The sequence below is a fragment of the Georgenia deserti genome (assembly GCF_042680605.1).
In the GTDB taxonomy this organism is placed as follows: Bacteria; Actinomycetota; Actinomycetes; order Actinomycetales; family Actinomycetaceae; genus Allobogoriella; species Allobogoriella deserti.
On sequence record NZ_JBHUEE010000003.1, the window covers coordinates 139,644 to 160,038 of the forward strand.

Here is a 20,395-nt window from a genome sequence, read left to right on the forward strand (position 1 = left end):
TTCCGCGGGAGCGGTCATCGCATCTCCAGCAGGTGCTGGGTGGGGCTGAGCTGCTCCTCGACGCGCCGCCAGGAGGTGCGTTCCAGGTCGACGAAACGCACCTCGACGGTCACGGTTGCGGTGAGCCGGAAGGTCTCCCGTCGCCGCGCGAACATCAGCCCGAGGAATTTCTCGGTGCGTACCTGGCACACGGCGTCGCGGATCGCCAGATCCATCGGCTCGATGCGTAGACACGGTCCGGCCACCCGTGCACGTACCGCACCGGAGACTTGGCGGAAGATGTCTCCGAGCGCGCGTTCCTCGGTGTCGCCGGTACCGGTGAGCTCCAGATCGATTCGGGCGGTCCTCATGCGTGGGCACCAGCCCGGCGGACAAGCTCGGTGGCGATGCGGTGGCCCAGTTCATAGGTGTCGAGGAACCCGAACCCCAGGACGGTCTTCCCGGCCTGGACAGCGGTGACCCCGGCGTCGACCGACCGCATACCGAACTCGATGTCGTGCCCGTACTTCGACTTCGCGGTGACCGCCCCGGCGCCGCCGGATCCGCAGAAGCTGATACCGAGGTCCGCCTCCTCCTCGGCCATGACGTCACCGACGCGCATGTCTCCGGCGGGCCCGGGGATGAGTACCGCCCGCACGCCGGCCTCCTCGATACCGCGCGCGACCTCCTGCCCCTTACCGAGCCGATGTCCGACGACGATCGTGAGCTGTGGTGCTTCGTCCTGAGACATGTCTTCCTCCGTTGGTGTGTAGGACGAACCGGTCTAGGCGCTGAACCGCGCCACCTCGATGTGCGTGCTGAACAGGAAGCTCTCGCCGGCCTCGAGATCGGCTCCTCGGTCCTCGCAGAACGGCGCGAGGGCGCGGCGGACGGCGGCCATGACGTCCGGATCCGCTTCCGCGACGAGGTCCGCGTCGATGTCCGGCAACCGCTCCCCCGAGCGGATCCTGCGGACGAAGGCCAGGCTGTGCGCAGCCAGCGCCAGGTGCCGCTGCGCATCGAGCTCGATGTCCCATCGGGGAAGGATGCGCTCGATGCGCCGGACGACTTCCGCGGTCTCCTCCCGGTCCGCGGCGGTCAACTCCCTCTCGGCCGCAAGCGTGTCGAGCACCTCGTCCGTGGTCGACCTCATCGGCTCACCACTGCTTCGGTGACGGGACGCCCCGCGACGACGGCGCCGACGGGTTCCAGGACATGGTCGGTGTCGCGGGTCGCCCCCTCCGCGTCGACCAGCGTGACGCGCCGTTCGACGATCCGCAGCAGGCTCACGTCAGCGGTGGCCCCGGGAGCGAGCGAGCCGAGCCGCCCGGTCTCTGAGATGACGTCCGCGGCCGCCGAGGTGGTCGCCCGCACGATGTCGGAAAGCGGCAGGCCGACCGCCAGCATTTTCGTCATAGTCATCGCAAGGTGATGGACCGGACCGTCGAGGTTCCCGGCGTGAAGGTCGGTGCTGGCCAGTTGCGGGGCGAAGTCCTCGGCGATCGCATGCTCGACGGTCTCGAAGGAGAGGCTCGCGCTGCCGTGGCCGACGTCGAAGAGCACGCCACGTTCCCGCGCCCGGACCACGCCGCGGTGGAGGTACCCGGCATCGTCGAAGAGCCCCCCGGCCTTGCCGTGGAAGGCGTGCGTGATGACGTCGCCCGGGCGGAGCATGGCCGCGACCTCCACCAGCGTCGGGGGCTCGTTGCCGACGTGGACCATGACCGGTAGCCCGTGGGCGTCGGCGAGTTCGAGGGCGCGGGCGAGCCCAGCTGTGCCGGTGCCGCGTGTCACCGAGGAACTCATCCGCACCTTGATCCCACGCACGATCCGATCGCCGGCGTCCTCGGCGATCTGACTGGCCAGCAGCTGTGCGGTGGCCGGCGTGGCGACGGCGCTGAGGTCCGCGAGCTCGGACAGTCCGTCCACGAGGCCGGGCTCGGCGATGTTCAGCCACGACAGCACGCGGGTACGTGCGGGGGCGACGACGTCCTCGCGGAACCGCGCAAAGTCGCGGGCACCCGTGCTTCCCGCGTCGACGACCGTGGTGACGGCCTGATCCACACCCACGGTGTCCGGCGCCACGCCGAGCCCCGTGCCCGGGGCGAAGACGTGCGTGTGCAGATCGATCAGCCCCGGCAGCACCAGGCATCCCCGGGCGTCGACGACGGATGCTGTCCCGCCCGGTTCCGGCGGTGCGACGGATGGTCCGTCAGCACCGTCCCGGTCGATGACGGCCGAGATCCGCGTACCGGCCACGACGACGTCTGCCGGCCGCGGCGCGCCGGTGCCGTCGACGACCTGGCCGCCGCGTACCAGGATGGTGGCGGGATCGGCAGTGGTGAGCGACATGGAGGTCCGGGCTCCGTCCGGAAATCGTGCGCGTCGCGGGGCACATCCCCCGGTCGGTCGCACTCGTATGCTGGCAGAGTGCGTTCCACTGTACTGAATCCTGTTCCGTTGTCCAGAACTTTCCGACGAGGAATCGAGGTCGAGTGAACAAACCGAGTGCGTCGAAGCCCGGCAGCCCGCCACCGAGCGCCATCTCGAAGGCGCTACGGCTCCTCACCCTGCTCGCCCAAGCACCGGACGCTCTCGCCCTCCGGGAGGTCGCCGAGCAGGCCGGCGTGGCCAAGTCGAGTGCGCACCGGCTTCTCGGTGAGCTCATCGCGGAGGGGTACGTCGAGCCGGCCGGCCGGGGCACCTATCGCCCTGGTCCAGGCCTACGTGTCCTGGCCGCTGCTATGGAGGGGCACAGCGGGTTCGGTATCACCGCGGTTCTCGACGCACTGGCGGACCAGGTCCGGCACACCGTCTGCCTCGTGGTGCGCTCGGACAACCACGTGACGATCACGCACAAGGCGCAGCCGGACCTGCCGTACGCCATGACGGCGGACGTCGGCACGCAGCTGCCGCTGCACACCTCGGCCGCAGGACTGGCCATCCTCGCCCACCTCCCGGCGGGCGAGCCGACCGACGACGCCGAACTCCAGCAGGTCCGCAGGCACGGTTGGGCACTCGAGTACGGCACGAACGATCCGCTCACCTGCAGCGTCGCGGCGCCTGTGCTCGATCACGACGACGTGCCGGTCGCCGCGATCGCGGTCCTGACGCTGACCATCGCGACGACGCAGACTCAGTTGCGCCGTCTCGGACCCGCCGTCGTGGCGGCCGCGCGCGACGTCGCCAAGCGGCTCTGACTCGGCTAGAACATCCGCGTCGTGCCGGGCTCACGCAGCTCCGGTGCCGGGGTGTCGAAGACCTGGGCGAACCGGGCGTAGGCCTTGGTCAGGTGCCGGCGCATCGCTGCCTCGGCGGCGTCGGCGTCGCAGGCGTCGATCGCCTCCCAGATACGGGTGTGCTCGGCGAGAGTGACCGAGCCGTCGATGTCGGCGGCGTAGAGCCGGAAGGTGTGCAGGTGGGCGTGGGTCTGCTCGTAGGCCTCGCGGACGACGTCGTTGCCGAGCGCCGCGAGGATGAGGCCGTGGAAGCGGGTGTCGTGGTTGACGAGCTCGCGGGGCACGTCCGCCGCACCGGTCAGCAGGCCGGCGAAGCGGTCGAGCTCGGCGCGCAGCTCCGGCGACGGGTTGGCCAGCCGGTTGACCGCGACGGACCGCGCCGCCCACACGTCAACGAGCAGCCGGAACTCGAAGAGGTTCCGCAGGCCGTCCAGATCCAGCAGCGGCGTCGTCTGGTAGCCCTTGCCGGGCACCTTGACGATGAGCTTGTCCCCTTCGAGCTGCCGGACCGCCTCGCGGACCGGGGTCTGGGAGACCCCGAGATCCCGCGCGACGGCATCGATGTTGATCCGCTCCCCCGGCGCGATGCGGTTCTCCACGACGAGCGCCCGGAGCCGGTCGTAGACCTCTTCCGACGCCCGGCGCCGGGGCGCATGGTCCGAGTCGCTCATCGCGCCGGCCTCATTGCTCCGGTCGCAGCCGCAGGCCCTGCATGCCGCCGTCGACCGCCAGGACCGTCCCGGTGGTCGACCCGGCCAACGGCGAGGCCAGGTAGGCCACCGCGGCGGCGACCTCCTCGGGCGCGACGAGCCGGCCGTGCGGCTGCCGGGCCTCCAGCGCGGCCCGTTCCGCCGCCGGATCCGGTGCCTTCTCCAGCAGCCGTCCGATCCACGGGGTGTCCGCGGTGCCGGGATTGACGGCGTTGACGCGGATGCCCTCGCGCAGGTGGTCGGCGGCCATGGCGAGCGTCAGGGAGTAGATCGCCCCCTTGCTCGCGCTGTACAGCGCCCGCGCCGGCAGGCCCGCGGTGACCGCGATGGAACCGGTGTTGACGATCGCCGCGGACCGTGACCGGCGCAGGTAGGGCAACGCCGCGCGGCTGACCCGCACCGCCCCGAGAAGGTTGACGTCGAGGACGCGGCGCCACTCGTCGTCGTCGTTGTCCTCGATCGTGCCCTGGGCGCCCATGCCGGCGTTGTTGACGACGACGTCGATCCCGGCGAGCCGCTCGGCCACCTCGGCGACGGCGGCCCGCACCGCCGCGTCGTCGGTGACGTCACAGGTCAACGCCAGGTGCCCGGCCTCGGGCGGCACGGGCGAGATGTCACGGTCGAGGACCGCCACGGAGGCGCCCCGGCTGCTCAGCAACTCGGCCGTCGCCGCGCCGATGCCCGAGGCGCCGCCGGTGACGACGGCGACGAGACCGGTGAACTCCGCCATGACGGCCTCCCTCACGCCTGCTCGAAGACCTGCCGCTGGCGGCCCAGGCCCTCGATCTCGATCTCGACCACATCGCCGGCGCGCAGGTACGGGAATCTGCCCGAGAGCGCCACGCCCTCGGGGGTGCCCGTCATGATGACGTCCCCGGGCTCGAGCGCCATGTACTGGCTGAGGTGGTGGACGATCGTCTCCACGTCGAAGATGAGATCCGCCGTCGTCGAGTCCTGGCGCGGTTCGCCGTTGACCCAGCTGCGCAGCCGCAGGTTCGACGGGTCGATCTCGTCGGCCGGCACCAGCCACGGACCGAGCGGCGAGAAACCCGGGGCACACTTGCCCTTGGACCACTGTCCGCCGGAGACTTCGATCTGGAAGGCCCGCTCGGACAGGTCGTTCGCGGTCAGGTAGCCGGCGATGTGGCGGCCCGCGTCCTGCGGCGAATCGAGGTAGGAGACCCGGCTGCCGATGACCACGCCCAGCTCGACCTCCCAGTCCGTCTTCGTCGAGCCCTTGGGGATGTAGGCGACGTCGTCCGGACCGGCGACGGTGTTGGGCGTCTTGAGGAAAACCACGGGCTGCTCGGGCGGGGCAGCACCGGACTCGGCGGCGTGCGCGGCATAGTTCATGCCGATGCAGATCACCGCCGAGGGCCGGGCCACCGGGGTGCCGACGCGCTGACCGTCGAGCCGCGCGGCGGGCAGGTCGCCCGCCTCGAGCGCGGCGCGGACCTTCGCGATGCCGCCGTCGGCGAGAAAGGCTCCGTCGATGTCGGCGGTCAGCGGCGTGAGGTCCCAGGCCTGCTCGTCCTCGCCCACGGCCACGGGACGTTCGGCCCCGACGGCCCCGACCCGCATCAGCTTCATGCTCTGCTCCCTGTCTCGGTGGTGTCCCGGGCCACATCCTGCTGCCCGGCGGTCTGGAGGAGATAGCGCGTCAACGCCCGCACGCCGAAGGTCCACGGCGGGAGCTGCTCGGCGGCGCCGACCTCGTTGGTCAGTGTGCCCAGGTGCGGACTCGAGATCGAGACCCGGTCACCCGGCTTGTGCGTGAACCCCAGCCCCGGGGTGTCGCGGTCCTGGGTGGGGGCGAACAGCGTGCCGGTGAACAGCACGAACCCGTCCGGGTACTGGTGATGGTCTCCGCTGGCTGCCGCGATGAGCCGCTCGAAGCTGCGGCTGAGGCGGCCGACGTTGTTCTCGCCGTCGAGCTGGTACCCGTCCCGGCCCTCGACCCGCAGCGCGATCCGCTCGTCACGCAGATCGTCCAGCCGCAGATGCTCGTCGAAGAGCCGGACGAACGGGCCGAGCGCGGTCGAGGCGTTGTTGTCCTTTGCCATGCCGAGCAGCAGGGCACTGCGGCCCTCGACGTCGCGGAGGTTGACGTCGTTGCCGAGAGTGGCGCCGCGCGGCGTGCCTGCCGAGTCGACGACGAGCACGAGCTCCGGCTCCGGGTTGTTCCAGCTGGAGAAGGCCGGGATGCCGATACGGGTGCCGTACCCCACCGAGGAGAGCACCGGCCCCTTGGTGAAGACCTCGGGGTCGGGACCGAGGCCGACCTCGAGGTACTGGGACCACAGCCCCTGCTCGAGCAGCACCTCCTTGATCCGGGCCGACTCGTGCGAGCCGGGCTCGACGGAACCGATCCCGCCCTCGAACCCGGACAGCGAGGCCTCGACGGCCGCCCGGACCTCCGCAGCCCGGCTCGCGTCACCGGCGCAGCGTTCCTCGATGACCCGCTCGACCATGCTGTCCACGAAGGTGACGCCGCAGGCCTTGATGACCTGGAGGTCCACCGGGCTGAGCAGGCGCGGGACGGACAGGTCGTCCTCCGGGCGGCTGCCGTGCTCGAGCAGCTCACCCAGCCGCCACCGCGGGTTGTCCGCCGCCCGTACGGCCGCTGCCGGGTCGGCGGACTCCATGAGGTCGGCGACCGTGGGAGCCACGGCGAAGATGTCGTGGACGACGGCGTCGGAACCGTGACCGCGCACGGCCACCGGCCGCGGTCCGCCGGTCTCGGGGTCCCAGACCCGACCGACGAGCACGGCGCGCTCGACGTCGTCGGGCAGGAGGGCGGGTGAACTGGTCTCGCCGGTCATGCGGTCCTCTCGTCAGGGTTCTCGGCACGCTCCCAGACGCCGTCGACGCGGCGGGTGATGTGCCACGGGTTGTCGTCGGCGAGCGCCGGCGGCAGTTCGGAGGCGGGGAAGTCCTGGTAGGCGACGGGCCGCAGGAACCTCAGGACGGCGGCCGTGCCCACCGACGTGGTGCCAGGGGCCGTGGTGGCCGGGTACGGGCCGCCGTGCTGCTGCGCCCAGGAGACCGTCACGCCGGTCGGCCACCCGTTCCAGAGCACGCGGCCGGCCTTGTCGGTCAGCACGCGCACGAGCCCGGCGGTCCGGTCCCCGTCCTCGGCGTGCACGGTGGCGGTGAGCTGGCCCTCGAGCAGCGCGGCGAGCTCGGCGAGCTGCCCCTCGTCGTCGTAGCGGATGATCAGGCCGGCGGGGCCGAACATCTCCTGCTCGAGCAGCTCGGGATGGGCGCGGACCTCGTCGGCATCGGTGACCAGGACGGTCGGGGCCGGCGCCTCACCGGCGCCGCCGTCGACGACTGGCTCGACGCCGTCGGTCCCGGCCACCGTGCCGACCGCCTTCTCGAACCCCTCCGCCAGGCGCGGACTGAGCATCGGGAAGCGGGGGGCCTGGCCGAGTGCCTCGGTCAGGGTGGCCACGGCCTGCTCGTCGAGGTCGGGGACGAACAGCAGGCCCGGGTTGGTGCAGAACTGCCCCATGCCCAGGGTGAGGGAACCGGCGTAACCGGTGAGGATCTCCTCGCGCCGGGAGGACCAGGCCTGGCCGGTGACGAAGACGGGGTTGGTGCTGCCGAGCTCGCCGTAGAACGGGATGGGCTCGGGCCGGGCGTTGATCCGGTCCGCCAGGATGCGGCCGACGCGGGTGGAGCCGGTGAAGCCGACGGCCTTGACCAGCGGATGGTCGACCAGGGCTTCGGCGGCCTCCTGGCCGGTCACGGCCGCGAACAGGCCCTCGGGTGCGCCGGCGTCGGCGAGCGCAGCCGTGACGAGTTCGGCGGTGCGAGCGCCCAGCCGGGCGTGCGCCTCGTGGATCTTGTGCACCACGGCGCAGCCGGCGGCCAGCGCCGAGGCGGTGTCACCGCCCATGACGGAGAAGGCGAAGGGGAAGTTCGAGGCACCGAAGACGCCGACGACGCCGAGGGGGACGTTGACCCGGCGCAGGTCGGGCCGCGGACCCATCCCCCAGTCCGGGTCGGCATGGTCGATCGTGGCCTCGAGGTGGTGGCCGGCGGCGACCTCGTCGGCGAGCAGCCGGAGCTGGAAGGTGGTGCGCGTCAGCTCCCCGCGCAGCCGCCCGTCCGGCAGGTGCGTCTCCTCGCCGGCGAGACCGACGAGGTCGTCGGGGGCGCCGTCGAGCGTGTCGGCGACGGCGCGGAGCCAGTCCGCCCGCCGCGCGGGGGCGACGTCGCGGGCCTGCTGGTAGGCGGCGTTCGCCGCCTGGACCGTGGCGTCGAGCTCGGTCGGTGTGGTGGCAGTGGTCATCAGGAACTGCTCCTTCCGGTGACGGCGGCACGTTCGCCGACCTCGGCCCACCCGGAGCCGCCCGGGAACTCCCAGGCGTCGACGGAGGCGGCGTGCATCTCCGCCCCGATGCCTGGCCGCGAGGGGGCCAGGTAGCGACCCCGCTCGATGCGGACCGGGTCGGTGAAGTGCTCGTGCAGGTGGTCGACGAACTCGATGGCACGATCCTCCATCGATCCGGACACGGCCGCATAATCGAAGAAGGAGAAGTGCTGGACGAGCTCGCACAGGCCGACGCCGCCGGCGTGCGGGCAGACCGGGACACCGAACTTGGCCGCCAGCAACACGTTCGCGATGTTCTCGTTCGTGCCGGCCACGCGCGTGGAGTCGATCTGCATGACGTCGATCGCGCCGGCCTGGAGGAGCTGCTTGAACACGATGCGGTTCGCGACGGCCTCACCGGTGGCGACCTTGACGGGCGCCACGCCCCGGCGGATGTCGGCGTGGCCGAGGATGTCGTCGGTTGAGGTCGGCTCCTCGATCCAGTAGGGCTCGAACTCGGCGAGAGCGCCCACCCACTCGATGGCCTCGCCGACCTCCCAGCGCTGGTTGGCGTCGATGCCGATGCGGATGTCCGGGCCGACGGCTTCGCGGGCCAGCCGCATCCGGTGGCGGTCCTCCTCGAGGTCGCCCCCGACCTTGAGCTTGATCATGCCGAAACCGTCGGAGACCGCCTCCCGGCTGAGCCGGACGAGCTTGTCGTCGCTGTAGCCGAGCCATCCGGGCGTGGTCGTGTAGGCGGTGTAGCCGTTCGCCTCCAGCTCGGCGATGCGCTCGGCCTTGCCGGCCGCGCCCCGGCGGAGGACGTCCAGGGCCTCGTCCTCGGTCAGGGCGTTACGCAGATGCGTGAAGTCGACGGCGGCGACGAGCTCCTCGGGGCTCATCTCGGCGAGCAGGAGCCACAGCGGCTTGCCGGCACGGCGGGCCTTGAGGTCCCACAGCGCATTGAGCACGCCGCCGCAGGCCATCTGTTGCACGCCCTTCTCCGGGCCGAGCCAGCGCAGCTGGGAATCGTGGATGAGCAGCCGGGAGGCGGCGCCGAGATCGTCGAGCAACGCGTCGGTCTCCCGCCCGGTCAGCAGGGCGCCGTAGCTCTCCATGGCGGCACAGATGATCTCGTTGCCGCGGCCGCAGGTGAAGACGAGGCCGTAGCCCGTCTCGCCGTCGGAGGTGGTGACGGTGACGTACGAGGCGGAGTAGTCGGGGTCGACGTTGACGGCGTCGGACCCGTCCAGCTCCAGCGACGTCGGGAACCGGACGTCCCGGACGTCGACCGAGGCGATGCGCGACATGAGGTGAGTCTCCTTGGGGTCTGGGTCGGTGGTCTGGATCGCGGGGCGGCCGGGTCGGTTCAGCCGGCGAGGCCGAGCGCCGTCGGGAGCCACAGGCTGACGGACGGTACGAAGGTGACGAGCAGCAGCACGCCGACCATCAACAGGTAGAACGGCAGCACGCCCTTGATGACGGCGGGGACCGGCTGCTTGGTCACGGACGAGAGCACGAACAACACCAGCCCGACCGGTGGGGTGAGCAACCCGAGCAGCAGGTTGACGATGACGATCGCCGCGAAGTGCAGTGGGTGCACCCCGAAGGTCTCCGCCACCGGCGCGAGGACGGGGACGAGAATGAGGATGGCGGCGGTGGGCTCGAGGACGGCGCCGACGACGAACAGCAGGACGTTGACGAGGATGAGGAACACGACGGTGTAGGTCGTGAGGTCGATCATCGTCTCTGCGGCCAGCTGCGGCGCCCGCTCGCGCGCGAGCACCCAGCCGAACAGGGCGGCGGAGGCCACGATCAGCAGCACCGATCCGGTGGTCTCCACGCTCTGGACGAGGGTCCGGTACAGCTTGCTCCAGGTGAGCTGCCGGTAAGCGAGAGCCAGGAGGAACACGTAGAGCACGCCCACGGCCGACGCCTCGGTGGGGGTGGCGACGCCGCCGAGGATGCCTCCCAGGATGACGACGGCGGCCCCGACCGCGGGCAGCGCGGCCAGCAGGGCCTTGGCCCGGACCGGCCACGATGTCCGCTCCCCGCGCAGGTCACTGCGGTGGCGCAGCAACCACCACACGGTCAGGCACAGCGCCACCACGAGCAGGGCGGCGGGGACGATGCCGACCACGAACAGCGCACCGACGGACAGTCCGGCCGTCACGGCGTACATGATCGCCGGGATGGACGGCGGGATCATCGGCGCGATGAGGGAGGAGGCCCCGGTGACTCCGAGCGCGAAGGGGGTGGGGTACCCGCGCTTGATCATCTGCGGCACCTGCACCCGTCCCATGGCGGCGGCGTCGGCGATCGCGGCCCCGGACATCCAGGAGAAGCCGAAGCTCGTCGCCACGTTGACGTAGCCGAGGCTGCCGCGGATGTGCCCGAGGAAGGCGACGGCGGCGTCGTAGACGCGGTCGGTGATGCCGGAGGCGTTGGCGAGGTTGCCGAGCAGGATGAACATCGGCACGGCGAGGATGGGGAAGCTGTTGACCCCGGAAAGCGTCTGCTGGACGGCCACGCCGAGGCCGACGCCCGGGTCGAGCGCCACGTATGCGAGGGACGGGATGAGGAGCGCGAACGCCACCGGCACCCGGAGCAGGAGCAGGACCAGCAGCGCGACCACCATGACGGCAAGGGTCATCTCAGGCCCCCTCCCGTTCGGCGGACTCCATCGCGCCGGGCACGTCCTCGGGGCGGCGGAGGTTGTGCACCGCGTTGCCCGCGCCGTGCAGCACCACCAGAGCGAAGCCGAGGGCTCCCGCCCCGTAGACGACGGCCATGGGCAGGCCGGTGGCGGGCGCGCGCAGGCCGGTCGAGTCGGCGGCGAAGGCGGCCCCGGCCACGGCGAGCGCACCAGCCGCGACGACGACCGCGACGTTCGCGAACGTGTCGACCACGGCACCGGCGCGTCTGCCGAGCCGGGCGAGCAGGAGGTCGACGGAGATGTGCAGGCGTTCGGCGGTGCAGTAGCCGGCGGCGACGAACGCGAGCCAGACGAGCAGGAACCGGGCCAGCTCCTCGGTCCAGGACAGCGGGTCTCCGAGGACGTAGCGGGTGAACACCTGCAGCAGGATCACCGTGAACGTCGCCACCAGGAGGACGACGGCGACGCCGCGTTCGACGGCGATCAGGCCGCGGTGGAACCGGCCGGTCACGAGCCCTCCACGATGTCGCGGTAGGTCTCGCCCCACGGCACCCGGCCGGGCAGCTCGTCCCGGACCTGCTCCGCGAACGCCTCGCGGTCGACGTCGTCGTTGATCTCGATGCTGCCGTCCTCGCGCCAGGCCTCGAGCGTCTCCTCCTCCGCACTGACGATGCACTCGCGCACGGCGTCGGCGGAGGTCGTCATGGCCTCGTCCCAGGCGCTGCGCTGGTCCTCGGTGAGCTGGTCGAGCATCGCGTCGCTGGTGACGATCTGCACCGACTGCACGCTGTGACCGGTGAGGTTGATGTAGTCCTGCACCTCGTTGAGCCGGAAGGAGTCGATGGTGGGAATCGGGTTCTCCTGCGCGTCGATGGTGCCCTGCTGGAGCGCCGTGTAGACCTCGTCCAGCGCCATCGGCGTGGCGGTGCCGCCCATGGTGTCGATGTTCGTCAGGTACAGGGGCGCGTCCGGCGTGCGCAGCTTGAGGCCGGCGAGGTCCTCCGGTGTGTTGACCGGCGTGTTCGAGGTGACGTGGCGGGTGCCGTAGTACCAGCTCGTCTCCACCTTCAGCCCGGACTCCTCGTAGAGCCCGGCCCAGATGTCCTGGACGACGTCGGAGTCGATGGTCTCGGTGAACTCCTCGACGTCGTCGAAGATGTAGCCGCCGTCGAGCACGGCTGCGTCCTCGTACCACACGCCGAGGAAGGACGGGCCCGCGACCGCGATGTCGAGGCTGCCGGCGCTCACCTGCTCGAGCAGTTCGGCCTCGCTGCCGAGCTGGGCGGCGGGGAAGCTCTCGATCGTCACGCCGCTGCCCTCGAGGGCGTCCTGGATGGCCGGCACGCCGCACGTCTCGACCGGGTGGTTCGGGTCGTAGACGTGCGCGAACCGGAAGGTGAGATCGTCGGCGCCTGCCTGGGCCTCCTCGGCCTCCTCGGGGTCGACCTGCCCGCCGACGCAGGCGGTCAGGGCGGTGGCGCTGAGCACTCCGGTGGCGGCGACGAGCACGGGCCGCGAGATCCGGGGACGGGTCATGGTGTTCTCCTTCGAACGGTCGGGGAGGGACCGGGTCGATCGACGGTTGTCAGTCGGCGGGGTCGGGAATGAGGTCGTCAGGCAGTCCGAGCGAGCCGAGCAGGTCCTCGAGCTGACCGACGGTCGAGGACGCCAGCGGCACCGTCTCGCGGTTCCGGCCGGTGTTGGCGTGCTCCAGGTCGCCCGGTGCGAAGGCCTGCTGGCCGGGGGCGGCCGCGCCGCGGATGCGCTGCTGGAGCTCGGCGACCCGGTGCTCGGTGTGCTCGCGGGAGGTGAAGGCCGCCGTGTCGAGCGCGAGCACCAGGTGCCCGGTGTTCATCTGCGAGGCGTTGTTCGCCCAGATGTCCTCGGTCTGGAAGGCGTAGTTCGCCGTCGTCAGCGAGGCGGAGAACGCCTCCAGCAGCACGGCGATCGCCGAACCCTTCGGGCCACCGAACGGCAACAGCGCCCCGGCGAGCGCGGACTCGGCGTCCGTGGTGGGACGGCCGGTGGCGTCGACGGCCCAGCCGGCAGGAATCTCACGCCCCTCGTTCCGGGCGGCGACGACCTTTCCGTACGCGCCGGCGCTGGTCGCCATGTCCGCCGTCAGGGCGGCGCCGTCGCTGCTGGGCGCGGCGAGGGTGAGCGGGTTGGTGCCCAGGATCTTCTCGACCCCGCCGAACGGCGTGACGGACGGGCCGGTGGTCGAGGTGACCACGCCGATCATGCCGCGCGCCGCGAGCCGGTCCGTCCAGTAGGCGCCAGCGCCGTAGTGGGTGCTGTGCTGGACGGCGACGACGCCGGCGCCGTGCTCGGCGGCCAGGTCGGCCACACGGTCGGTCGCAGCCGCCATGGCCACCTGGCCGAGCCCGGAGTCCGCGTCCAGGACGGCGGTGGCGCCCTGCGTGCGGATCCAGCGCAGCTCGGGGCGCGGCCGGATCCCGCCGGCCCGGATGGCGGCGACGTACAGCGGCAGGCGGAGGAGGCCGTGCGAGGCGATGCCGCGGCGGTCGGCCTCGACGAGGGCCTCGGCGGTGAGGCGTGCCTCGTCGACGGGCACGTCGACGGCCTGCAGGGCCTGCGAGCCCAGGTCCGTGAGCGACTCGACCGGGTACGTCCTGTCCATGTGTCACCTCGCTGTGCGCAGCCTGGCAGGTTGCCGAGGCCGTCCTATAGGAACTCGCGCCAGCGTATATTCCTTGTCCTGAGCGTGCCAACCCGTCGGTTCGCGAGGGCGCTACCGTGTTGCGGGCCGCACCGGCTCGACCGCGAGGAGGAGGACAGATGCACGGCGACCAGGGTCAGCTCGACGCCGAGATCCCCGACCAGCACGCCGCACTGCTCGACCGGCTGGCCGAACTCCGCCTGGTGCCCGTCGTCGCGGTCGAGGACGCCGCCGACGCCGTCCCGCTCGCGCGCGGGCTCCTCGCCGGCGGACTCCCGGTGGCGGAGGTGACGTTCCGGACACCGGCCGCCGCCGAGGCGATCCGCGCCATGGTGGCGGAGGGCCTACGCACGGACGACGGTCACGAGCTGCTCGTCGGCGCCGGCACGGTGGTCAGCCCCGAGCAGGTCGACGCCGCGGTCGAGGCGGGAGCGCGGTTCGTCGTGTCCCCGGGCCTGAGCCGTGAGGTGGTGGAGCGGTGTCGCGCGCACGGCGTGCTGGCGCTGCCCGGCACCGCGACGGCGAGCGAGGTCCAGGCCGCGCTCGCCATGGGCCTGCGCACGGTGAAGTTCTTCCCGGCCGAGGCATCCGGGGGTGCGGCCGCGATCAAGGCGCTCTCCGCACCCTTCCCCCAGATGCGTTTCGTCCCGACCGGCGGCGTCAACGAGAGCAACGTGAGCGACTACCTGTCCCTGCCGGCCGTGGTCGCGGCGGGTGGGTCGTGGATGGTTCCGGCCGACGCCGTGCGAGCGCGGGAGACCGCGCGGATCGAGTCGTTGACGGCGGCGGCCGTCGCCGCCGCGGCGGAGGCACGGTGATGACGACGGCGGACGGCGCGAATGCCCGCCCCACCCCGGAGGTGCTGTGCATCGGGGAGACCATGGCGATGGTCACTCCGGCCGACGCCCGGCCGGTCGCCGGTGCGGAGATGTTCACCATCACCCCCGGCGGTGCGGAGTCGAACCTCGCGCAGTACCTGGCGGAGATGGGCCTGGCCACGGCGTGGGTCTCCGCCCTGGGGGCCGACCCGCTCGGTGACCGGATCCTCGCCGCGCTGGAGGCCACCGGCATCGACACCCGGTGGGTGAGCCGCGATCCGGAGGCGAACACCGCCGTCTACGTCAAAGACCCGGGAGCCGGCGTCTACTACTACCGGCGCGGATCCGCCGCCTCCCGCCTCGGTCCGGAGCATGTAGCCGGGTGGCCGGTGCGGACCGCGCGCTGGGTCCACGTCTCGGGCATCACACCGGCCCTGTCACCGTCCTGTCGCGCCCTGCTGCCGGCGGTGCTCGACGCGGCCGCGCACAGCGGCGCCGGGGTCTCCTTCGACGTCAACTACCGGCCCGCCCTGTGGCCGGCCGAGGAGGCCGCCAGGACGCTGCGGCCGCTCGCCGATCGTGCGGACGTGGTGCTCGTCGGCCGCGACGAGGCGGAGACCCTGTGGCAAACCCCGGCCGCGGAGGACATCGCCGCACTGTTCCCGGGCGCCGGGCGGGTGGTGGTCAAGGACGGCGATGTCGAGGCGGTCGAGGTGGATCGCACGGCCGGGGCGGGCGGCGAGATCCTCACGCGCCTGCCGGCCCGCCGCGTCGACGTGGTCGAGCCGGTCGGCGCCGGTGACGCGTTCGGTGCCGGCTACCTCATCGCGCTACTGCGCGGCGACGCCGCCACCGACCGCCTGGCGATGGGCCACTCGCTGGCCGCCTGGGTCCTCGGCTCTCCGCACGACAACCGGCCCGGTCACGGTCCGCACGTGCGGGACTGAGACCGCCGACGGCCCCTCCTCGTGAGGATGTGGTCTCCGCGGAGGGAACCCGCCGGCGGCACTCGGACCGTGGCTCGGCACGCGCCGGTCAGGTCACGCCGGGCCGCACGCCCCGATCATGGTTCCCGGGATCCGGGCATGGCCGTGCAGGCCCGCCCGGTCGATCTCGATGTCCTGACCCTTGTGGCAGATGCTGATCACGGGCGGAACCGTGACCGTCAGGTCGACCTCGTGGGAGGTGTGGAACCCGTCGTCGACATGCACGGTGAGTGAGTACTCCGAGACGCGCGGTTCGAGCTCGCGCGGGTCGACGCTCAGCTCGCCGGTGCCGGAGTCGATGGTGAACGCCTCAGCGCCCGTACCGCCGGTGATCTCCCACGTGAAGGTACGCAGGTCCGCCCGGCCGATCTCCGAGGCCCAGTCGTCCGCCTCGACGGTGCCGACGTGATTCGCCACGCCGTCGCCGAGGACGAACTCCTGGCCCTGCCGGACGACCGGCGCGATCCCGCGGACGTAGTCGAACAGCCAGCGTGCGGCCGGCCGGAGCTCGTCCTCGGCATCGACGATCGCGGCGCCCTGATCGTTCCTCCAGTGGTAGGGCTCGCGCCAACCCCACAGCGTGATCCCCTCGACGCCCGGATGCTCCCAGAAGGCGGGGAAGACCCGCCGGTAGTCCGCGAGCTGGACCTCGTCACCGGGCACCCCGTCACGCTCGACGCCGTCGAGGTCCAGTTCGGTGATCTGGATCGGCAGGCCGGTCGCCGCGAGCCGGTCGAGGTTCGCCGTATGGACCGCCATGTCCTCCTCCGGCGCCCAATCGCGCCGCCACACGGTGGGGCCGGGGACGCCCTCGGTGGTCACGTGTGCGTGTCCCTGGAGGCCGATCCCGTCGACGAGGTCCTCCTCCTGCAGCACCTCGATGATCTCCAGGTAGTCCGACGTCGCCTCCGGCGAGTTCGTGATCAGCACGTCGTTGATCATGAGCTTGGTGTCCGGGAAGTACTCGCGGGCGAGGCGGAACGCGTTGAGGATCCAGTCCCATCCGGTGCCGTCGGTGCCGTTGTAGCCACCGAGGGCCTGCAGGTAGTCGCCGGCGTCCTCGCACAGGTCGCCCTCGTTCTTCGGATCGGCACAGTCCGGCGGGTCCCAGGTGGGCTCGTTGACCACCTCGAGCCATTCGATGTCCGGATAGCGTTCGGCGACCGCGGCGAACCAGTCCTCGATCTCGGCCAGTTGCTCCTCGGGCTCGAGGTCTTTCATCCACGTGGGCTGCTGGTTGCCCCAGAGGAGGTTGTGGAATCGGAACGGCATATCGTTCTGCTGGGCGAACGCGTAGATCTCGTCGAGTTGCTCCCACCGTCTGGGGGCCGCACGCGTGGCACCGGCCACGACGCCCCACTTGCCGGCGTTCTCCGGCGCGACCTGATTGAAGAGGTCGGGGAACATCGGATGGTCGAACTGACTGACGCTACCGAGGAACTTGTCCTCGCCGTAGATGGGGAACGCCTCGGATCCCGCCTCGGATCCCGCACCGTCAGCCGGCTCCGGGTCGGCCCCGGCCGGGGCCGCCGTCCCACCCACGAGCAACGCCATGGCGGCCATCGCCATGGGAAGTCGTCGTGCCATTCGGAACATCGTTGTTTCCTCTCTGGTTCGCGCCGCGGTCGATACCTCGCCGGGCGATCGAGGGCGCGCCGTCCCACGGCGCACGACGTCTGACGCGCCTGGCGCCGCCCCGAGACCGTCAACGCCTCGGGCTCGGGCGGGCCGACAACCGGCTCGCTCCGCCCGTGGTCGCCATCGCCCGACTGTGACGCTAGTCACGTCTATACGAAAGAGTCAATCGGATATACGTCGGGTCCGGGAACACGGGCCTCGCGGACGCCGACCCCGTTCTGATATCCGACGGGGTGGTGAGGCTATAGCATGTAGCGGCCTGGCACCGTCCAGGGACCCTGCAAGGAGGCAGAGTTGGCGCGAATCCGCGCGGCGCTCCTCCACCCACCGGTACAGACCGAGGAGTGAGGACGAAGATGAGGACGCACACCCGCCCCCGGAGGATGACGTGGCTCGGAACGTCGTTCGCCGCCACCAGTCTGCTCATCGCGAGCTGCAGCGGAGACTTCGGCGGCGAGGCCGCTGCCGGCGATGATGAGGGAGGTGGCGAGGAGACGGCGCAGGACAGCGGTGAGCCGGAGCTGTCGCCGCCGCCGGAGATCGACTGCGAGGTTCTCGACGGAGATGACCTCGCCGAGCACACCATCAAGTTCGGCATCGGTCTCGCCGAGGACTCTCCGCAAGGACGCGCCGTCCAGTACTTCGGCGACTACCTCTCCGAGTGCACCGACGGACGGCTGACGGTCGACCTGTTCCCGGACAGCCAGGTCGGGGATGACCTGGAGATGATGAGTGGACTGCGCAGCGGCACGCTCGAGATGACGTATCCGTCGACGTCGCCCGCGGTCTCGTTCGTGCCCGAGCTCGGCGTCTTCGACCTGCCCTTCCTCGTCCCGGACACCGACGCCGCGGACCGGATCTTCGACAGCGAGGTCGGCGACGAGATGCTCGCCGAGTTCGAGGGGTCCGGCATGCTCGCGCTCGCCTGGGGCGAGAACGGGTTCCGCCAGGTGACGAACAACGACGGCCCGATCGAGAGCCCCGAGGACGTGCAGGGCCTGGATGTCCGGGTCATGGAGAACGAGATCCAGGTGACGATCTGGGAGCAGCTCGGTGCCAACCCGACGACGATGGCCTTCGGCGAGGTCTTCAGCGCCCTCGAGCAGGGAGTGGTCTCCGGCCAGGAGAACCCGTGGGTCACCAACTACACCTCCAACTTCTGGGAGGTCCAGGACTACGGGTCCGAGACCCGGCACGTGTACACGCCGTTCCTGTTCATGATCGGCGAAGAGTTCTACAACGGCCTGGACCCGGCGTACCAGGACCTCATTCAGGAGGCGTCCGACGCCACGAGCGAATATCAGCGTCAGGTCGCACGCGAGATGGACTCCTGGGCGCGTGACCAGTTCGAGGCGAGCGGGGCCGAGGTCAACGTCCTCGACGAGGACCAACTCGACGCCTTCCGCGAGGCCACCGCGCCGGTCTATGACCGGTGGGCGCCGCAGATCGGTGAGGAGCTGATCGACGAGGTTCGTTCCGTCGCCGAGGGCGAGTGATGTCCTCCTCGCCCCAGCGTTCGGCGGGGTCTGCGTTCTCCGGGGACCCCGCCGCAGACGACCGCGCGGAGGGAGCTGACGCCCGCTCGGAGCACGGACCGGTCCGCCAGCGCGATCTGCCGAGGCTTTTCCGGTACGGCGACCTGCTGATCAACGCGCTCCTCGCGGCGCTGCTCGCGCTGATGCTCGTGGTGGTGGGGGCGAACATCTTCGGCCGCTACGTCCTCAGCAGCTCGATCGCCTGGTCGGACGAGGCGGCCCGGGCGATGTTCGTCTGGCTGATCTTCCTCGGGGCCGCGCTCGCACACTTTCGGCAAGAGCACATTGCGGTCGCCTACTTCGTGGAGAAGGCACCGAAGCCGGTGCAACTCATGGCGGCCGCGGTGCGGGAGATCGTCGTCCTGGCGATTCTCGGCGTCCTGCTGTGGGGAGCGCTGCTGGTGATGGGCACCACCTTCGGCGCCACCGCGCTGCTGCGAGTGCCGTTCAACCTCATCAATGCGGCCGTTCCGGTCGCGGCGGCCCTCATGATGCTCATGTCCCTCTACCGCCTCGTGCGGCTCGCGACCACGCGGGAGGTGTGAGGGTGCTCTGGGTGTTCCTGGGGATCCTGCTCGCCGGGATCCTCATCGGGCTGCCGATCTCCTTCTCGCTGGGGTTGGCCGCCGTCGCCATGATGTTCCTGATGGACGTCAGCGCCGCTGTCGTCGTCGAACAGGCGATCCGCGGCGTCAACAGCTTCCCGCTGCTTGCCATCCCGTTCTTCATCCTCGTCGGCGAGATCATGACCCACGGTGGCCTGGCGCGCCGACTCGTCGAGCTCGCACAGGCGATCGTCGGGTTCGTCCCCGGCGGGCTGGGTCAGGTCAACGTCGCGGCCTCGATGTTCTTCGGCGGGATCAGCGGCTCGGCCGTCGCGGACACCTCGGCCGTCGGCGGCATGATGATCCCGGCGATGAAGCGTCAGGGTTACACCGGCAACCTCGCGACGGCGATCACCGTGTCCTCGTCCGTGATTGGCCTACTGATCCCGCCGTCGATCCCGTTGATCCTGTACGGGATCGTCACCGAGACCTCGATCTCGAGGCTGTTCATCGCCGGTCTGATCCCCGGCGTCCTGGTAGGCGTCGCGCTCATGGTGGCGACCGGGGTGGTGGCCCTGCGTGCGAGTCACGACATGCGCCAGTCGTTCCGCGTCACGGGGTTGTTGACCGCGTTGCGCCGTGCGGCCTGGACGCTGCTGCTACCGGTGATCGTGGTCGGCGGCATCCTCGGCGGGGTCTTCACCCCCACCGAGGCCGCCGTCGTCTCGGCGTTCTACGCGCTGTTCGTCGCGATGGTGATCTATCGCGAGCTCAAGCCACGGGCACTCGTCGGGATGCTCATCCGGACGGCGCGGACCACCGGCATGGTGCTGTTCATGCTGGCGATGGCCATGATCGTCGCCTGGCTGCTGACCACGGCCCGCGTGCCGCAGGAGCTCGTCGAGACGGCCAGCGGGGTCTCCACGAATCCCTACGTCATCCTCGGCGTCATGGTCGTGCTCCTCGTCGCGGTCGGCGTTGTCATGGACCTGACCCCGGCGATGCTGATCCTCGCGCCGATCATGACCCCCGTCGTCGCCGCCGTCGGAGTCGACCCGGTCTACTTCGGTGTGCTGATGTCGTTCGTTCTCGGGATCGGGCTGGTGACGCCGCCCGTCGGCACGGTGCTCTACGTCGGCTGCGGCGTCGGCGGGGTCCGGATGGAAGGGCTCGTCCGTGCGCTCATCCCGTTCTACGTGACGCTCCTCGCGGTGGTGGCCGTCCTCATCCTGTTCCCGCAGGCGGTGCTGTGGCTTCCCGGCACGATGGGCTGACGTCGCCCCCCGCCCGC

At 71.0% G+C, this 20,395-nt stretch carries 20 protein-coding genes and 1 pseudogene; 6 read left to right on the forward strand and 15 right to left on the reverse strand.

What is annotated here, in order from left to right:
• Positions 1-14: 14 nt before the first annotated feature.
• Genes ACFSE6_RS07435 through ACFSE6_RS07450 form a run of 4 tightly spaced genes read right to left on the reverse strand, consistent with a single transcriptional unit; the run spans position 15 to position 2,331 of the window.
• On the reverse strand, positions 15-350 hold the full coding sequence (locus ACFSE6_RS07435; RefSeq protein WP_388004385.1) for a DUF4312 family protein: 336 nt from the start codon (positions 348-350) through the stop codon (positions 15-17).
• Entirely contained in the window at positions 347-730 is a 384-nt protein-coding gene (locus tag ACFSE6_RS07440; protein WP_388004388.1) for an SFCGS family glycine-rich protein, read from the reverse strand. The genes ACFSE6_RS07435 and ACFSE6_RS07440 overlap by 4 nt, the downstream gene beginning before the upstream one ends.
• A 33-nt stretch (positions 731-763) precedes the next feature.
• The gene (locus tag ACFSE6_RS07445; RefSeq protein WP_388004391.1) at positions 764-1,132 is read right to left on the reverse strand and encodes a hypothetical protein; all 369 of its coding nucleotides are present in this window, start codon (positions 1,130-1,132) and stop codon (positions 764-766) included.
• On the reverse strand, positions 1,129-2,331 hold the full coding sequence (locus tag ACFSE6_RS07450; RefSeq protein ID WP_388004394.1) for an amidohydrolase/deacetylase family metallohydrolase: 1,203 nt from the start codon (positions 2,329-2,331) through the stop codon (positions 1,129-1,131). The genes ACFSE6_RS07445 and ACFSE6_RS07450 overlap by 4 nt, the downstream gene beginning before the upstream one ends.
• A 143-nt stretch (positions 2,332-2,474) precedes the next feature.
• Here ACFSE6_RS07450 and ACFSE6_RS07455 point away from each other — a divergent pair, with 143 nt between their 5' ends.
• Positions 2,475-3,179: an IclR family transcriptional regulator gene (locus tag ACFSE6_RS07455; RefSeq protein WP_388004397.1), complete on the forward strand. Its 705-nt coding sequence runs from the start codon at positions 2,475-2,477 to the stop codon at positions 3,177-3,179.
• A gap of 5 nt (positions 3,180-3,184) precedes the next feature.
• Here ACFSE6_RS07455 and ACFSE6_RS07460 read toward each other — a convergent pair whose 3' ends face one another.
• Genes ACFSE6_RS07460 through ACFSE6_RS07505 form a run of 10 tightly spaced genes read right to left on the reverse strand, consistent with a single transcriptional unit; the run spans position 3,185 to position 13,543 of the window.
• A complete protein-coding gene (locus ACFSE6_RS07460) occupies positions 3,185-3,889 on the reverse strand; it encodes a GntR family transcriptional regulator (protein WP_388004400.1) in 705 nt (234 codons plus the stop codon).
• Positions 3,890-3,899: 10 nt separating this feature from the next.
• Positions 3,900-4,658 carry an SDR family NAD(P)-dependent oxidoreductase gene (locus ACFSE6_RS07465; protein ID WP_388004403.1) on the reverse strand — a complete coding sequence of 253 codons (759 nt, stop codon included), beginning with the start codon at positions 4,656-4,658 and terminating at the stop codon, positions 3,900-3,902.
• An 11-nt stretch (positions 4,659-4,669) separates the two neighbouring features.
• Positions 4,670-5,518 carry a fumarylacetoacetate hydrolase family protein gene (locus ACFSE6_RS07470; RefSeq protein WP_388004406.1) on the reverse strand — a complete coding sequence of 283 codons (849 nt, stop codon included), beginning with the start codon at positions 5,516-5,518 and terminating at the stop codon, positions 4,670-4,672.
• Complete coding sequence (locus ACFSE6_RS07475) at positions 5,515-6,750, reverse strand: fumarylacetoacetate hydrolase family protein (RefSeq protein ID WP_388004409.1); 1,236 nt, start codon at positions 6,748-6,750, stop codon at positions 5,515-5,517. The genes ACFSE6_RS07470 and ACFSE6_RS07475 overlap by 4 nt, the downstream gene beginning before the upstream one ends.
• Positions 6,747-8,225, reverse strand: a complete 1,479-nt coding sequence (locus ACFSE6_RS07480) for an aldehyde dehydrogenase (NADP(+)) (RefSeq protein ID WP_388004412.1) — start codon at positions 8,223-8,225, stop codon at positions 6,747-6,749. The genes ACFSE6_RS07475 and ACFSE6_RS07480 overlap by 4 nt, the downstream gene beginning before the upstream one ends.
• Positions 8,225-9,556, reverse strand: coding sequence for an enolase C-terminal domain-like protein (locus tag ACFSE6_RS07485; protein ID WP_388004415.1), 1,332 nt, complete (start codon positions 9,554-9,556; stop codon positions 8,225-8,227). The genes ACFSE6_RS07480 and ACFSE6_RS07485 overlap by 1 nt, the downstream gene beginning before the upstream one ends.
• Before the next feature lie 59 nt (positions 9,557-9,615).
• Positions 9,616-10,899: a TRAP transporter large permease gene (locus tag ACFSE6_RS07490; protein ID WP_388004418.1), complete on the reverse strand. Its 1,284-nt coding sequence runs from the start codon at positions 10,897-10,899 to the stop codon at positions 9,616-9,618.
• Between the two features lies 1 nt (position 10,900).
• Positions 10,901-11,413: a TRAP transporter small permease gene (locus tag ACFSE6_RS07495; protein ID WP_388004421.1), complete on the reverse strand. Its 513-nt coding sequence runs from the start codon at positions 11,411-11,413 to the stop codon at positions 10,901-10,903.
• Positions 11,410-12,438 (reverse strand): DctP family TRAP transporter solute-binding subunit, encoded by a 1,029-nt coding sequence (locus tag ACFSE6_RS07500; RefSeq protein WP_388004424.1) that lies wholly within the window; start codon positions 12,436-12,438, stop codon positions 11,410-11,412. The genes ACFSE6_RS07495 and ACFSE6_RS07500 overlap by 4 nt, the downstream gene beginning before the upstream one ends.
• A 49-nt stretch (positions 12,439-12,487) precedes the next feature.
• Positions 12,488-13,543, reverse strand: coding sequence for an Ldh family oxidoreductase (locus ACFSE6_RS07505; protein ID WP_388004427.1), 1,056 nt, complete (start codon positions 13,541-13,543; stop codon positions 12,488-12,490).
• Positions 13,544-13,701: 158 nt separating this feature from the next.
• Here ACFSE6_RS07505 and eda point away from each other — a divergent pair, with 158 nt between their 5' ends.
• On the forward strand, positions 13,702-14,400 hold the full coding sequence (gene eda / locus ACFSE6_RS07510; protein ID WP_388004431.1) for a bifunctional 4-hydroxy-2-oxoglutarate aldolase/2-dehydro-3-deoxy-phosphogluconate aldolase: 699 nt from the start codon (positions 13,702-13,704) through the stop codon (positions 14,398-14,400).
• Positions 14,400-15,347 (forward strand): sugar kinase, encoded by a 948-nt coding sequence (locus tag ACFSE6_RS07515; protein WP_388004434.1) that lies wholly within the window; start codon positions 14,400-14,402, stop codon positions 15,345-15,347. Before eda ends, ACFSE6_RS07515 begins: the two co-directional genes overlap by 1 nt.
• 510 nt (positions 15,348-15,857) lie before the next feature.
• On the opposite strand, the pseudogene ACFSE6_RS07520 reads toward ACFSE6_RS07515, so the two are convergent.
• Positions 15,858-16,955, reverse strand: a pseudogene (locus tag ACFSE6_RS07520) (endo-1,4-beta-xylanase); the annotation flags it as partial.
• Positions 16,956-17,380: 425 nt separating this feature from the next.
• On the opposite strand from ACFSE6_RS07520, the gene ACFSE6_RS07525 reads away from it, so the two are divergent.
• Genes ACFSE6_RS07525 through ACFSE6_RS07535 form a run of 3 tightly spaced genes read left to right on the forward strand, consistent with a single transcriptional unit; the run spans position 17,381 to position 20,378 of the window.
• Complete coding sequence (locus ACFSE6_RS07525) at positions 17,381-18,520, forward strand: TRAP transporter substrate-binding protein (RefSeq protein WP_388004440.1); 1,140 nt, start codon at positions 17,381-17,383, stop codon at positions 18,518-18,520.
• Positions 18,520-19,104: a TRAP transporter small permease gene (locus ACFSE6_RS07530; protein WP_388004443.1), complete on the forward strand. Its 585-nt coding sequence runs from the start codon at positions 18,520-18,522 to the stop codon at positions 19,102-19,104. The genes ACFSE6_RS07525 and ACFSE6_RS07530 overlap by 1 nt, the downstream gene beginning before the upstream one ends.
• Before the next feature lie 2 nt (positions 19,105-19,106).
• Positions 19,107-20,378 (forward strand): TRAP transporter large permease, encoded by a 1,272-nt coding sequence (locus ACFSE6_RS07535; protein ID WP_388004446.1) that lies wholly within the window; start codon positions 19,107-19,109, stop codon positions 20,376-20,378.
• Positions 20,379-20,395 lie beyond the last annotated feature (17 nt).

What these genes read in the sequence shown, in the direction of transcription:
- ACFSE6_RS07435 (WP_388004385.1), bottom strand. Translation starts at nt 350, where the DNA reads ATGAGGACCGCCCGAATCGATCTGGAGCTCACCGGTACCGGCGACACC.
- ACFSE6_RS07440 (WP_388004388.1), bottom strand. Translation starts at nt 730, where the DNA reads ATGTCTCAGGACGAAGCACCACAGCTCACGATCGTCGTCGGACATCGG.
- ACFSE6_RS07445 (WP_388004391.1), bottom strand. Translation starts at nt 1,132, where the DNA reads ATGAGGTCGACCACGGACGAGGTGCTCGACACGCTTGCGGCCGAGAGG.
- ACFSE6_RS07450 (WP_388004394.1), bottom strand. Translation starts at nt 2,331, where the DNA reads ATGTCGCTCACCACTGCCGATCCCGCCACCATCCTGGTACGCGGCGGC.
- ACFSE6_RS07460 (WP_388004400.1), bottom strand. Translation starts at nt 3,889, where the DNA reads ATGAGCGACTCGGACCATGCGCCCCGGCGCCGGGCGTCGGAAGAGGTC.
- ACFSE6_RS07465 (WP_388004403.1), bottom strand. Translation starts at nt 4,658, where the DNA reads ATGGCGGAGTTCACCGGTCTCGTCGCCGTCGTCACCGGCGGCGCCTCG.
- ACFSE6_RS07470 (WP_388004406.1), bottom strand. Translation starts at nt 5,518, where the DNA reads ATGAAGCTGATGCGGGTCGGGGCCGTCGGGGCCGAACGTCCCGTGGCC.
- ACFSE6_RS07475 (WP_388004409.1), bottom strand. Translation starts at nt 6,750, where the DNA reads ATGACCGGCGAGACCAGTTCACCCGCCCTCCTGCCCGACGACGTCGAG.
- ACFSE6_RS07480 (WP_388004412.1), bottom strand. Translation starts at nt 8,225, where the DNA reads ATGACCACTGCCACCACACCGACCGAGCTCGACGCCACGGTCCAGGCG.
- ACFSE6_RS07485 (WP_388004415.1), bottom strand. Translation starts at nt 9,556, where the DNA reads ATGTCGCGCATCGCCTCGGTCGACGTCCGGGACGTCCGGTTCCCGACG.
- ACFSE6_RS07490 (WP_388004418.1), bottom strand. Translation starts at nt 10,899, where the DNA reads ATGACCCTTGCCGTCATGGTGGTCGCGCTGCTGGTCCTGCTCCTGCTC.
- ACFSE6_RS07500 (WP_388004424.1), bottom strand. Translation starts at nt 12,438, where the DNA reads ATGACCCGTCCCCGGATCTCGCGGCCCGTGCTCGTCGCCGCCACCGGA.
- ACFSE6_RS07505 (WP_388004427.1), bottom strand. Translation starts at nt 13,543, where the DNA reads ATGGACAGGACGTACCCGGTCGAGTCGCTCACGGACCTGGGCTCGCAG.
- eda (WP_388004431.1), top strand. Translation starts at nt 13,702, where the DNA reads ATGCACGGCGACCAGGGTCAGCTCGACGCCGAGATCCCCGACCAGCAC.
- ACFSE6_RS07515 (WP_388004434.1), top strand. Translation starts at nt 14,400, where the DNA reads ATGACGACGGCGGACGGCGCGAATGCCCGCCCCACCCCGGAGGTGCTG.
- ACFSE6_RS07525 (WP_388004440.1), top strand. Translation starts at nt 17,381, where the DNA reads ATGAGGACGCACACCCGCCCCCGGAGGATGACGTGGCTCGGAACGTCG.
- ACFSE6_RS07530 (WP_388004443.1), top strand. Translation starts at nt 18,520, where the DNA reads ATGTCCTCCTCGCCCCAGCGTTCGGCGGGGTCTGCGTTCTCCGGGGAC.